We start from the raw sequence: 12,549 nt of genomic DNA, 5'->3' as shown, positions 1-12,549 counted from the left end.
GTCCTAGGGTGTGGAAGGCCCTAGTTGGTGTGGAAGACGAGCCAGCCGGCCAATGTGGCCAGTGCCGTCAGTGCGGCGCCCCAGAGGATGTCGACAACAACCAGCTGCCACGGCCAGGTCTTGAGCGTGGCGGCATTGGTGAGGTCGTAGGTGGCGTAGGCAAACGCGCCCAGGGCGGCACCGTAGCCCACGGCGCCCAGCCAGCTGCCGCCGTCGAGCGCTGGCCTGAGGGCAAAGAACACGATCCCGGCAATGTAGATCACGTAGAAGACCACCGCGTACCCTAGATTGGGCCTGTCGGCCATCAGCTCACCAATCTGGCGGCGGTAGAACGGGTTCATCGTCTTGAGCCAGATGGCGTCGATGATGGCGAACGCGGCGGCTACGACGAGGAATTGCAGAATGACCATAAGGGAGCATAACAACATGCCGCAGGCGCCAGCCGGGCCCCGGACGCTGACGGTGGTGCGGCAGCAGGAATCATTCGGTGCCGCCGCCGACCTCGACTTCGCGCTCGGGCTCCTCCAGAAGGTCAAGACCGGTTCGTTGGGCCCCACCCTGCGGCTGTACCGGCCGGTTCCGACGGTCGCTTTCGGGCAGCGCGACACGCACCTGCCCGGCTTCGAAGCCGCCGCGGCAGCCTGCAGGCAGCTCGGCTTCGAGCCGCTGGTCCGGAAGGCCGGGGGCCGCGCGGCGGCGTACCACGAGCGCACGCTCGTCATCGATCACCTGGAGCCCGATGCGGATGCCATAGCCGGGGCCAAGGGGCGGTTTTCGCGCTTTGGCGAACTGCTCGCCCGGGCGCTGCGCGACGCCGGCGTGGATGCCGGCGTCGGTGAGATCCCGGGGGAATATTGCCCCGGCGAGTTCAGCGTGCACGGCAGCAACCCGGAGTTCTCGGAGCGCCGGATCAAACTGGTCGGCACCGCCCAGCGGGTGGTCGCCGGCGGCTGGCTTTTCAGCTCCGTGATCGTGGTGGCGGACTCCGCCCCGATCCGCGCGGTTTTGGAGGCCAGTTACGCCGCCCTCGGCCTCGAGTGGGACCCGGCGACGGCGGGCGCGGCCGATGACCTCGTGCCGGGCCTCGACGTCGACACTGTCGAGGCCGCGGTGATCGCCGCCTACGGGCGCTACGCCCCGCTCAGCTACGCGGAGTTCCCGAGCCTGCTCTAAGCGCGCCCGTTAACCGGGCCGGAGATACGGGTCCTGTATTTGTGGAAGGCTGGCAGTATGAATGTAGACCTTGCCTTCGAGCCGCCGTGTGGCCCGATCCGCGGATGGCACGACGGCGCCGTCGTGCGTGCCACCGGCATTCCCTACGCCACCGCGGAGCGGTTTCAGCCGCCGGCGCCGGCCACCGACTGGTCGGAGGTGCTCGAGGCGACATCTCTGTCTCCGGCGTGCCCGCAGGCCCCGGTGCCCTTCCTGGACGATGTGCTTGGCACCCGCTACGGCGAACTTCCAGGCAGCGAGGATTGCCAGCGGTTGTCCATCGCCATGCCTGCGGATCTCGACGACGGTGAGCGGCTGCCGGTGATGGTGTGGCTGCACGGCGGGTCCTACACGTCCGGATCGGGGGATCTGGCGATATTCGACCCGGCAGCGCTGGTTGCCGAAACCCGCGTGATCGTGGTCTCGGTAACCTACCGGCTGGGCCTCTTCGGATATTTGTCCACCAGCACCGGCCGGCCCGCCAATCTGGGCCTGCTGGACCAGATCGAGGCGTTCCGGTGGGTGCAGCGCAACATCGCATCGTTCGGCGGCGATCCGGGCAGGGTCACCGCGTTCGGGCAGTCCGCAGGGGGCGACGCCGTCGCGCATCTCATGGCGACGCCGGACGCAGCGTCGCTCTTCCAGCGGGCCATCATTCAAAGTGCCCCGCTGGGTATTACCCGGGGGCGGGAAAAGATGAACGCCGCCATGGGCGTCGCCGCGGAAGCGGTCACCGCCGGCACTCCGGCGATGGACGTCGTCGCCCTCGAAGACGGCGTTGCGCGGGCCGCGAGGAAGTTCGGGCTGATGGCTGCCATGCCGTTCGGGATCCAGTACGGGCATTCACCGCTGCCCGAGGAATCCAAGCTTGACGGTGCCTGGAATGCGGCCGCTCCAGGGATCGACATCCTGATCGGCCACACAGCGGAGGAGGCCCGGCTGTTTCTGCCGCGAAGCCCGCACCTGAGCCGGGTGGCGAGGATTCCCGTGGTTGGCAGCGCAGTGCTCAAGGCAGTCACCTGGGTGGTCACGGAAATGGTGTACAGCAAAGCGGCCAGGCAGTTTGCCAGGCGGCATGTGCGCGCGGGCGGGCGGGCCCACAGCTACGTGCTGTCCTGGCGCGCACCGGGAAATCTCTACGGCGCCGCGCACACGGTTGATCTGCCGCTGCTGTTCGGCCACCAACAAACGTGGGAGGGCGCCGGACTGCTGGCGGGCGCCACTTGGGAGGACATCAACGCCCACGGCCGGGCGATGCGGGCGCTCTGGGCGCGGTTCGCCTACGGGGAAGGCCTGGGGCCCCGGGGAGAGATTCCCGGCTCACTCCGGTACCGCTCGGTCTGACCTAGATCAGCGCAGCAACGATCACCCAGAGGAGCACCACGACGCCGACGACGATCATCGGGCCGTTCCATGTAGTGGTTACCGTGCCGTCGGAGGAGCGGAGCCCGGCGACGCGGGCGTCCTGCCACGCCTGGGCGATCTCGTCACGGCCGGTGGTCACCGTGGGCTGGCTGAACCGTTCATTGCTTGGGAGGACGCTGTACGGCCGGCTCTTCAGATCGCTGACATGCTGAAAGCCGGATTCGAACGAGCCCGGCGGGGTCGGAGCGCCCCAGCTCACATACTTCTTGCCGGCGGCCCTGACCGCTACGGCATAACGGACCTCGATGTCCTCGACCGTATCGAAGGGTATCCGGTGGTCGCGCAGTCCGTTGACCAGCGTAAATCCGTCGTCATCAACGCGCAGGCATGGCCGCCACTGGGCTACGTAGACGAACCAGGACACCAGAACCAGCCAGGGTGCGGCGTCCATCACTGCCTTGGTTTCTCCGCTGGCCGCCAGCCAGCACATTGTGCCGATGGCAGCGGCCCATACGGTTGCAGCCACGGGGCGGCCCGTCGCCGAGCGGTGCGTTCTGGCTCGACGGGCGGACCGCTGAATGGACGCTGAGTAGTCCGCCTGCCGCGGGTGCTGCTTCTCTTTTGACGCTTTCAATGGTCCCCCTCCATCGCCCGAGCCGTCGTCGGGATGGGAGCAATGTATCGCAAAGAGTGTCCGATTCGATGGTCAAGGGTGAAACCCGGATACTCGGGAAAGTCGCCAACACGATCGGCCGTGAAGCCAAGAGCCTCGTAAAAGCCGATGGCGGAGGGACTTGCCTGCCAGTCCAGGATCATCGGCTGCGGCCGGGCCCGCGACCAGTCGAAGATGAAGTTCATAAGGGCCCGGCCGGTGCCGCCCAGTCGCGTGTCGGGATCGACAAAGACGTCGTGGACCCGGCCTGTGGTGAAGGTAGCCCGCAGGCCTGGCCCGAAGTCCTGGGCCAGGCCATAGCCGATCAGCCTGCCGCGAGCCTGTGCCACAGGAAGGCACCAGGAGGCGTCGGCCAGGAACTGGGCGAAACGGCTATGGAAGACCTCCGGCGGAACTTCCTGGGCGGCTGGGGTGAATGACATGGACAACCGACGCACCTCGGCCGCGTCCTCCCGCCTGGCTGCGCGCACCACCAGCCCCTCAGGTGTCACGGGCCGCTCCTTCCCTGAGCATTCACGGATACCAGTGTTGATGCCGCGTTCGCGACTCAGCGCAGCATAGATGCTCCAGTGAATATTGACATAGTCAATTTCAGCTGCGGAGATCCTGCCGTTGCGCGGAGGGTCTACTCAGTGAGTTCGGCCAGCACTTCGGCCGCGTCCGTGTTCCCTGCAGATGCCAGACGCCGAAGCTCTTCTAGATCTTCCTTCTCAACTGCGAGTTCAACCAGCTGATCCTCAGCGTCGCGACTGCCGCCGTCGGCGAGGCGCCGCAGCTCCTCGAAGTCTTCCCGCTCCGCGGCCAGCTCGATGAGCTCTCCGATGGCGTCGTTGTCACCACGGGCAGCCCGCTCCCGGAGTGCTGAAAGATCATAATCCGACATTGCGTGGGCCTTCCAAGAAAACGGTTCTGCTGGACTCTTCTAGTGCAGGCTACCGCGCTGAAGGGAACGGCCGGAAGACTCGCTTAGACTGCCAAGATGCTGACCGGACAAGGAAACTATCTGGTGATCGAACCAGCGACGGTCGCTGACGCGGATCGCTTCGCGGCCGACGCGCCGTGGGCCCGGGCCGACGAATGGCGTCCCGCGGGATCATCATTGGTGGCAAAGATCAAGGGAGAGCCAGCGGGAATCGTTGTTTCGGCCACCAACCGCGTCCACCCGACTCGGGACCCGGCGTTCGTGTTCGTCGCCGAGCCATTCCGGCGGCGGGGCATCGGGTCGGCTCTGGTGAAATCCATCCAAACCCGTCGTTCGATGCCGCTGTCGGTCAAAGCCCATCCGGGCACGCTTACCCACGAGTTCTACAAATCGCTCGGCGCCGTGCGCTACCAAGTGTGCCCGCCTGAGCGGATTGACACCTCGAGTGTTGAGGTGCGCCGATGGGCACTCGAAAACCGCCGCGAGGACATCCGCAGCGGAGATCGACTATCGCTGGAGCAACTGACTGAAGCATGGACGGAATTGTATGAAATCGTGCACGCGCCATGGTCACCCACTGGGACGCGCAGTGGCCTTCTCGCCGAATTTGGACCCATGATCCAGACAGAACTGGACCCGTCCCGAAGCGTCTTCGTCGTCAGGAACGACCGGGTAGCTGCGGCGTGCTTTGTCTTCGGTACTGACGGGGATCCGGACGTGGAGGCAATATGCGAATCCCTGGACCCGGCAAACCGCTTGGCGCGCGCCGACGTCGCCGCATGCATGGCAGAGGTGCTGGTGAACGCCGGCGGTACCCCAGTCCTGTTTGACGGACACATCACCGACCCACAATTCTTTCCGACTCTCCAACGCATTCCGGGTGTTACAGGGAAGGAGTTGGAGCTCCTCGAAATCCCTGCGCCCGGTCCGCCCGTCAGAGAACAATGAATCGGCTCTCGCCGCAGGCGCCGATTCGTGTTGTGATGTCTGCCAGGAGTTCTAAGGGCTAGCTCATTTGCGAAGATGCGGAGGAAGGTCGTGGATGAAGCGCCTCAGTTGCGCCGGCGTCCGAGGTGGCCCTGGGCGGTGGCCATTGGGCTGGTGATCGCGGTCGACGCCATACTTCTCGGCTTTCGGACAGGTGAGTGCATCGACTACACAGCCGAGTCGGGCGCCGTCAGCACCTGCACGAGCGGCCCGGCGCTTGGGTCGGAAGGCACGTGGCTCCTTGTAGCAGTCAGCATCGTCGTCATCAGCTATTTCGCCCGCCGCTTCGTGCGCGCCGCACGGGACCGGTGACCTCAGTTGATAGATTCGGCACCATGACCACTCCGGATATCCGAGTCAGGGCCGCGACCGAAGACGACGCCGCACGGCTGGCCGAGGTCCATATTGCAGCCTGGCGAGCCACCTACCGTGGAGTCATGACCGATGAGTATCTTGACGGTCTCGACGTCGGGCGCGCAGCGTCTGCGTGGCGCCGAAACATCCTCGAGCCCCAGGAAGGGACGCACCACCTCGTCGTCCAAAGCGGCAATGAGGTTGTGGGTTTCGCCATCCTCGGTCCTGCTGCCGGCGACTCTGACCCGGGAAGCGGTCAGCTCCACGCGATCAATGTGCATCCGGACAACTGGGCGCAGGGCGCAGGCTCCGTCCTGTTTGCGGCTGCCGAACAAAAGTTCATCGAGCTCGGCTACCGCCGCGCCTTTCTCTGGGTGGAGAGAGGCAACAATCGGGCCATCAGCTTTTACAGCCACCGCCGCTGGCTCGACGACGGGGCGACCCTGGAGGACACCAGATTCAATCCGCCTGTGGCTGAGAACCGCCACAGTCGGATCTTCTCGCCCGCGCGGTAACCGAACGACTCACCGGCCTCATGCGCCCGTCCAGCGCCGCAGCGTGCTGTTGAGCAGTCCGACCAGCACGGACGTCCACCAGCAGGTTTGTGAGAGGCATAAAGCCACGAGCAAGCGCGCCCGCAGCCCGGCTGCCATTGCCGTGAACAAGGTTCCCGGCGGTAGCTGATGCAGTTGCTTCATGGTTTGGGTCAGGACCAGTCCGTTCAGCATGAGGACCAGGATGCTCACGAGTTTGATTTGGGTCGGAGGGCTGGACAGCTCGGGGTGCAGCAGCGCGCCGGAGATGAGCAGGATGGCCAGCCCACCCCAGATCAGCGGTTGCGCGGCGGAATCGAGCCGCCGGGTGTCGTGGACGTCGCGGCGGCCCAGGAGCCACAACAAACCGACCCAGTCGAGCACCAGTATGGCTCCGAAGGCCAGCACGAGGGCCAGGATGTGGGCGGCGAGAGCGACCCGGTGGATCTCCGGCCCCGGGTCGAGGAACCCGCCGATCAGCACGGACGCCAGCCACGCCGCCGAGCACACCACTCCCAGCAGCACGAGTTTCAGGGCGGCGTTGCCCGTCGGCCTGCCGGGCCCGCTGATGCTGGGTTCCGGAAGTTCCGTGCCGTTGGGTGGGTCCGGTGCCTCCGTTCCGGGCGGACTGCCGGCATCGGTGACTGCCGCCGTCATGCGAAGAGACCTTCGCCGATGAAGCCTCCCGCCCTGGTTCCCGGGGGAACCGCGAACAGGCCCGAGCCGGTGTGCTTGAGGTATTCCAGGGCCAGCGTGTCCTCCTTCGCCATGGCCAGCTGCATGGGCACATAGTGCGTCCGGGGGTCTGTTACGAAGGCGATGAAGAACAGTCCGGCGTCAAGGTGGCCCAGGCCGTCCGAACCGTCGGTGTAGTTGTAGCCGCGCCGGAGCATCTTGACGCCGTCGTTCCGGCTCGAGTGCGCAAGCCGCACGTGGGCGTCCAGCGGAATCAGTGGTTCGCCGCCGTGCCCCGTGTTGTCGAAGTCGGGGGCGGTGAATTCCCCGCCGCCGGAAAGCGGGGATCCTGTGCCCTTGGTGCGGCCGATCAGGCCTTCCTGTTCGCGCAGTGAGGTCCGATCCCAGATCTCGATATGCATCCGGATCCGGCGCGCCACGAGGTAGGTGCCGCCGGCCATCCAGGCCTCGCCCGGGCGGGTTCCCGGGCCGGCCCACACGTGCTCGTCCAGCAGGGCGGTGTCCTCGGCTTTGAGGTTGCTGGTGCCGTCCTTGAACCCGAAGAGGTTCCGCGGGGTGGCCTGGGACCGTGACGTGGAGGAGGTCCGGCCGAACCCCAGCTGTGACCAGCGGACGCGCGTCTGCCCGAATCCGATGCGGGCCACGTTCCGGATGGCATGGACGGCCACTTGGGGGTCGTCGGCGCAGGCCTGCACCACGATGTCGCCGCCGGTGCGTCCGGACTGGAGATCATCGCCGGGGAAGTGCGGCAGGTCGATGAGGGCGTCCGGGCGGCGTCCGTCCAGGCCGAAGCGGGCCTTGCCGGCCTTCTCGAACAGGCCTGCGCCGAACCCGAACGTGAGGGTGAGCTTTCCGGCCCCAAGGTCCAGGGCCTCGCCCGTGTCCTCCGGGGGCGCGTCGTAGGGGCCGTCGACGGCGCCGCTGGTGCCCGTGCTGCGCCCCGCGGTCATGGCCGCGGCGGCGGCGGTCCAGTCCTTCAGGAGCCGGATGAGTTCTGCACGGTCCTCCGTGACGACGTCGAACGCTGCAATGTGAAGGCGGTCCTGGGCCGGCGTGACGATGCCGGCCTGGCGGTCACCGTGGAAGGAGATGATGTCGCCGGACGCCGCCAGTGGAGCGGCCGCTGCCTCGACGGCATCGTGGCTGAGGAAACCCGCCGCCAGCCCGGCGACGGCGCCAGCGCCGCCGGCACCTGCGAGGGACAAGAGTCCGCGGCGGGACAAACTACTGTTCCCGCCGTCGGGCGTCTGGCCGGGGCTGCCGCCGAAGGGGCAACCGCTCACAGGACGACTGCCGACGTGAGCTTGGCGAGCGGCTCGCCCAGGGCATCAACCAGGGAAGCGAGCTGCTGGACCTGGGCCTGGCTGAGATCGTTGTAGTAGGCGAACCCTTGGCCAGTGGAGTGCTGCTTGAGCCCGGCCTGCAACGCGGCGAACTTTGCGTCAAACGCCTCGGCCAGGGCCGGGTCCTTGCGCTGGAGCGCAGGTTTCAGGCTTTCGAAGGCGATCCGGGCCCCGTCCACGTTGGCCTGGAAGTCCCAGAGATCGGTGTGGGACCAGATTTCTTCCTCTCCGGTGACTTTTCCGGTGGCTACTTCGTCCAGGAGTTCCTTGGCGCCGTTGCCGATCTTGTCCGCGGAGAGTTCCACCGTGCGGGTCCGACCGGCCAAGTCCTCGGTGTCGGCAACGAGTTGCCTGGCCAGGTCAGCGCGCTCCGCCACCGTGAGGGCGGTGTAAGCGGTGGGCGGGAACAGGTCCTTTTCGGCCCGGTGCCAGCCTGTCCATTTCTGGCCCGGTTCGAGGTCGGCTTCGCGGGCATCGAGCTTGGGGTCAAGGTCCCCGAAGGACTCGGCGACCGGTTCAATGCGTTCCCAGTGCATGCGGGTGGCGGCATAGAGCCCGCGGGCCTTAGCCGCATCTCCTGCGGCGTAGGCCTCCGCAAACGCCTTCGTGCCGTCCACGAGCTGAGCGGTCTGATCCTTCACATAAGCGGAGTACTGCCGGGTCCCGGTGTTCAGGAGCCCCTGGAGTCCGGCGTCGACGGCGGCGTTCGTGCCGGACTCTGTGACCTGGATCGGCCCGTCGGCTGCGCCCGAGGTTTTTGAGTTGTCCATGCAGCCGGCCAGGGCCAGCGGAGCGGCGATGGCCGCCGCAACCAGGGCAAGCGTCTTCCGGAACCGTGGAGCGGTTTTGGGCAGGGGAATACTGGGCATGGGGGATTTCCTTGGGTCGGTGGGGCGGAACGGCTAGGGGTTGAGGTGTGGAGCGTGGGGGCCGTTGGGCGTACGGATTCCCTCCAGCGACGCCGCTGAGGAACTCTTACTTAGGGGAACCTAAATAAGGAGAATACCCACTCCGGGCGATTACGCAAACCTTTCGTACCCTAATTTGTTTTAGGTAAGCCTAATCTAATAACATTGTCCGGGTGACCACGCAGCAGCTTGATTTCATGCGGGTGCCCTTTGCCGCCGATCTTGCGAGCTACGGGGACAGACCTGCCATCCTCACGGATACCTTCGCACTGACCTACCGGGAGCTGGCGGAGCGCGTCGATGACCTGGCCGTCCGGCTCGGCACCGAGCGGCGGCTCGTCGCGTTGGCCGCAACGAACGACCTCGACTCGATAGTCGCCTACCTCGCGGCGCTGGTGGGCGGGCACCCCCTGATCCTCTTGCCCGAGGACAAACCGGCCGCCTTGGAATCTCTGGTTACGGCCTACGACCCCGACGTCGTGATGCGGTCCGGGAACGGGCGGACCGTGCTGGAGGAACGCCGGCCCGGCACCCGGCACGAGCTGCATCCGGACCTGGCGCTCCTGCTCAGCACGTCCGGATCTACGGGCTCACCCAAACTCGTGCGCCTCTCGCACGCGAACCTGCAGTCCAACGCCGAGTCGATTTCCGAGTACCTGAAGATCGGCCCGGATGACCGCGCAGCGACGACGCTGCCCATGTCCTACTGCTACGGCTCGTCGGTGATCAACAGCTACCTGCTCCGCGGTGCCGGTCTGGTCCTGACCGACCTTTCCGTGGTTGATCCATGCTTTTGGGAGCTCTTCCGACGCCGTGGGGCCACTTCGCTGGCGGCCGTTCCGTACACCTTTGAACTGCTGGAACGGGTCGGGTTCGCGGAAATGGACCTGCCCAGCCTGCGCTACATCACCCAGGCCGGGGGGCGGCTGGCGCCGGAATCGGTGAGGAAATACGCGGAACTGGGCCACCGAAACGGCTGGGAATTTTTCGTGATGTACGGCCAGACCGAGGCGACGGCCCGGATGGCGTACCTCCCGCCGGGTCTGGCGGCCGAGGTCCCAGGTGCGGTGGGCATCCCGGTGCCCGGCGGATCGTTCCGCATCGACCCAGTGCCGGGCCTGGAGCACGGCGAACTCGTCTACACCGGCCCCAACGTCATGCTCGGCTATGCCGAGAGCCAGGCGGACCTTGCCGCAGGCCGGACCGTCACCGAGCTCCGTACCGGCGACCTCGCCCGCCAACACCCTGCAGGCGTCTACGAGGTGGTGGGACGGCGCAGCCGTTTCGTCAAGATCGTGGGACTGCGCGTTGACCTGGGACAGGTGGAGCGGCTCCTGGCGGACCTCGGGGTGCAGGCGGCCAGCGCGGGAACAGACGACGGCGTCGTTGTCGCCGTTGAGGGCGATCACGACCCGCAGCTGCTGGCCAAGGTGCTCGCCCAGGGCATGGGACTGCCGCGCGCGGCCCTCGAAGTACACGCCGTCGAGCATCTCCCGCGCCTAGCCACGGGCAAACTGGACTACAAAGCTGTCCAGGCGCTGTCCCGGCCGCAACCTGAGCCCGCGGCGCAAAGCGGCGCGCCGGACAGCGTCCGGAAGATCTTCGAGGACGCACTGGAGTGCGCCGAGATCGGCGACGACGACACCTTCGTCTCCCTGGGCGGCGACTCGCTCTCGTATGTGGCCGCGTCAGTCCGACTGGAACAAGCCCTGGACCATCTCCCGCCGGACTGGCACGTCACCCGGGTCCGAGACCTGGAGCCGCGGCCCCGCACCGTACCGGTCGGGAAGCGTCGACGGTTCTTTGCGCCGGTCGAGACGAGCATCGTGCTGCGGGCCGTGGGGATCGTCCTGATCGTCGGCACACACGTTGGTCTGTTCAGTTGGCAGGGTGCGGCCCACGTGCTCATGGCTGTGGCCGGCTACAACTTCGCCCGCTTCCAGCTCTCCGGAGCACGGGTCCCGCGGCTGCGGCGGCAGCTCGCCAGCGTGGCCAGAATCGTGGTGCCGAGCATGGCATTCATCGCGGTGGCCTACCTGGTCACCGACAACTACGCTCCCGCTAACATCCTGCTGCTCAACGCCATCCTCGGGCCGGAAGCGGTGACCACCCAGTGGCACTTCTGGTTCATCGAAATTCTTGTCTACCTGCTTGTGGGGGCGACGGCGCTGCTGGCCATTCCGTGGGCGGACCGAGCCGAGCGGCGCTTCCCCTTACTGTTTCCCCTGGCGCTGACCGGCGCGGGGCTCCTGACCCGCTATGAGTTGGTAAACCCCGGGGTGCCGCACACGGCGCCTGCGCTCTGGCTCTTCGCCCTGGGTTGGGCTATCGCACGGACCCGGACCATAGCCCAGCGTTGCATTGTCTCGGTCATTGCGGCACTGACCGTTCCGGGATTCTTCGAGAACCCGGGCCGGGAGTGCACGCTCCTCGTCGGAATCCTGCTGCTCATCTGGCTGCCCAGCATTCCGGTGCCCAGGGGCCTCCGCCGCCTCACGGTGGTGCTGGCGAGCGCTTCGCTCTACGCGTACCTGGTCCACTGGCTGGTCTATCCACCGCTGGCCGGGATAAGCCCAGTGCTAGCCGTGGCAGTCTCGCTCGCCGCGGGAGTAGCCTACTGGACGCTCTGTGCGCGGGTGATGGGTTCAGTCAACCGGCGGCGGGCTCGCGCTGCCGGGTCGCGCGCTCGCGGCCAGCGTCAAGCCAGGCTCTTGCCCAGGAACGCGACGACGTCCGGGAGGATGGAGCGCCAGTAGCCGCTGTCGTGGCCGCCAGACCGGAAGCCTCCCTCGTGTGCCCCTGGCAGGTCCTTCACGTAGTCCTTCACACTGAAGAGCAGGTTGTCCGCCGTGCCGCAGTCAATTCGCTTCGGCAGTGACTCCAGCTCCGGCCGCAGGGCAAAGATGTCGTTGGCCGCAAAGTCCGCGGCGCTGTCGAAGTTGTCGGACCGGCCGGCGTCGTACAGGCTCCAGACTGCGGGGCTCATCGCGGCGACGGCTCGGAGACCGGGGACGCGGTGCTGGGAGGCCAGGAGCAGCGCGCCGAAGCCGCCCATCGACAGGCCGAACACGGCGATCCTGCCGGTGTCGACTCCCTGGCCGGCCAGCAGGGGAAGGAATTCCTGCACCAGCATGGACTGCGTGTCTGTACCGGATTCCCGGCGATGCCACCACGTTTCGCCTCCGTCGATGGCAGCGATCGCGAAAGGCGTCCCTCCGCGGGCCACATGCCGTGCCAGCTCGCCGCCCGCGTCGAGCTCGTCGAAGACCATGCGGTGGTCGGCGCCCGTGCCATGCAGGAACAGTGCAACAGGCAACGGACCGGAAGGGCCGCCGTCGGTGGATCCGGGCACGGCCAGTGACCAGCCCGTGGGTTCCTCCGGCCGGAACTGCGAGGTGAAGCTGCCGCTGCGCATGGCGATTGGTGGGGCCGGTGGTGCTGCCTGGCTGGACGTGCCTGGGCCGGCGCACCCCGCGACCGACGCCGCCGCCACGGCGCCTGCTCCGAGCCCCAGCAGGCTGCGTCGAGAAATTCCGGGTACTCCCATGGCCACGAT

The 12,549-nt window shown here is 66.8% G+C and carries 14 protein-coding genes; 6 read left to right on the top strand and 8 right to left on the bottom strand.

What is annotated here, in order from left to right; translation table 11 throughout:
* Positions 1 to 20: 20 nt before the first annotated feature.
* Positions 21 to 410, bottom strand: coding sequence for a DUF2177 family protein (locus BLS42_RS06225; RefSeq protein WP_090578154.1), 390 nt, complete (start codon positions 408 to 410; stop codon positions 21 to 23).
* Between the two features lie 16 nt (positions 411 to 426).
* Between BLS42_RS06225 and BLS42_RS06220 the strand changes: the two genes are divergently transcribed.
* Complete coding sequence (locus tag BLS42_RS06220) at positions 427 to 1,173, top strand: lipoate--protein ligase family protein (RefSeq protein WP_090578151.1); 747 nt, start codon at positions 427 to 429, stop codon at positions 1,171 to 1,173.
* A 57-nt stretch (positions 1,174 to 1,230) separates the two neighbouring features.
* On the top strand, positions 1,231 to 2,556 hold the full coding sequence (locus BLS42_RS06215) for a carboxylesterase family protein (RefSeq protein ID WP_090578146.1): 1,326 nt from the start codon (positions 1,231 to 1,233) through the stop codon (positions 2,554 to 2,556).
* 1 nt (position 2,557) lies between these two features.
* On the opposite strand, the gene BLS42_RS06210 is transcribed toward BLS42_RS06215, so the two are convergent.
* The 3 genes from BLS42_RS06210 to BLS42_RS06200 form a co-directional block, all read right to left on the bottom strand.
* A complete protein-coding gene (locus BLS42_RS06210; RefSeq protein WP_090578143.1) occupies positions 2,558 to 3,103 on the bottom strand; it encodes a PH domain-containing protein in 546 nt (181 codons plus the stop codon).
* Positions 3,104 to 3,207: 104 nt separating this feature from the next.
* Positions 3,208 to 3,741: a GNAT family N-acetyltransferase gene (locus BLS42_RS06205; protein ID WP_090578139.1), complete on the bottom strand. Its 534-nt coding sequence runs from the start codon at positions 3,739 to 3,741 to the stop codon at positions 3,208 to 3,210.
* Between the two features lie 134 nt (positions 3,742 to 3,875).
* Positions 3,876 to 4,133: a hypothetical protein gene (locus tag BLS42_RS06200; RefSeq protein WP_090578136.1), complete on the bottom strand. Its 258-nt coding sequence runs from the start codon at positions 4,131 to 4,133 to the stop codon at positions 3,876 to 3,878.
* Positions 4,134 to 4,229: 96 nt separating this feature from the next.
* Here BLS42_RS06200 and BLS42_RS06195 point away from each other — a divergent pair, with 96 nt between their 5' ends.
* The 3 genes from BLS42_RS06195 (at position 4,230) to BLS42_RS06185 (ending at position 6,028) form a co-directional block, all read left to right on the top strand.
* Complete coding sequence (locus BLS42_RS06195) at positions 4,230 to 5,120, top strand: GNAT family N-acetyltransferase (protein WP_143019152.1); 891 nt, start codon at positions 4,230 to 4,232, stop codon at positions 5,118 to 5,120.
* Between the two features lie 90 nt (positions 5,121 to 5,210).
* The gene (locus BLS42_RS06190; protein WP_143019151.1) at positions 5,211 to 5,471 is read left to right on the top strand and encodes a hypothetical protein; all 261 of its coding nucleotides are present in this window, start codon (positions 5,211 to 5,213) and stop codon (positions 5,469 to 5,471) included.
* Positions 5,472 to 5,494: 23 nt separating this feature from the next.
* Positions 5,495 to 6,028 (top strand): GNAT family N-acetyltransferase, encoded by a 534-nt coding sequence (locus tag BLS42_RS06185; RefSeq protein ID WP_090578127.1) that lies wholly within the window; start codon positions 5,495 to 5,497, stop codon positions 6,026 to 6,028.
* Positions 6,029 to 6,046: 18 nt separating this feature from the next.
* On the opposite strand, the gene BLS42_RS06180 is transcribed toward BLS42_RS06185, so the two are convergent.
* The 3 genes from BLS42_RS06180 to efeO are packed head-to-tail and all read right to left on the bottom strand — an operon-like array spanning position 6,047 to position 8,954.
* Positions 6,047 to 6,703 (bottom strand): hypothetical protein, encoded by a 657-nt coding sequence (locus BLS42_RS06180; RefSeq protein ID WP_090578124.1) that lies wholly within the window; start codon positions 6,701 to 6,703, stop codon positions 6,047 to 6,049.
* Positions 6,700 to 8,025, bottom strand: a complete 1,326-nt coding sequence (gene efeB, locus BLS42_RS06175) for an iron uptake transporter deferrochelatase/peroxidase subunit (protein WP_090578121.1) — start codon at positions 8,023 to 8,025, stop codon at positions 6,700 to 6,702. The genes BLS42_RS06180 and efeB overlap by 4 nt, the downstream gene beginning before the upstream one ends.
* Positions 8,022 to 8,954: an iron uptake system protein EfeO gene (efeO, locus tag BLS42_RS06170; RefSeq protein WP_090578118.1), complete on the bottom strand. Its 933-nt coding sequence runs from the start codon at positions 8,952 to 8,954 to the stop codon at positions 8,022 to 8,024. The genes efeB and efeO overlap by 4 nt, the downstream gene beginning before the upstream one ends.
* 236 nt (positions 8,955 to 9,190) lie before the next feature.
* Between efeO and BLS42_RS06165 the strand changes: the two genes are divergently transcribed.
* Complete coding sequence (locus BLS42_RS06165) at positions 9,191 to 11,749, top strand: AMP-binding protein (protein ID WP_090578741.1); 2,559 nt, start codon at positions 9,191 to 9,193, stop codon at positions 11,747 to 11,749.
* On the opposite strand, the gene BLS42_RS06160 is transcribed toward BLS42_RS06165, so the two are convergent.
* The gene (locus BLS42_RS06160; protein WP_090578738.1) at positions 11,692 to 12,540 is read right to left on the bottom strand and encodes an alpha/beta hydrolase; all 849 of its coding nucleotides are present in this window, start codon (positions 12,538 to 12,540) and stop codon (positions 11,692 to 11,694) included. The two genes, BLS42_RS06165 and BLS42_RS06160, sit on opposite strands and share 58 nt — an antisense overlap.
* Positions 12,541 to 12,549 lie beyond the last annotated feature (9 nt).

It is taken from the genome of Arthrobacter sp. ov407 (assembly GCF_900102895.1).
GTDB lineage: Bacteria > Actinomycetota > Actinomycetes > Actinomycetales > Micrococcaceae > Arthrobacter.
Note: the sequence above shows the minus strand (reverse complement) of the source record. Positions and strands in the feature narration are given on the sequence as shown.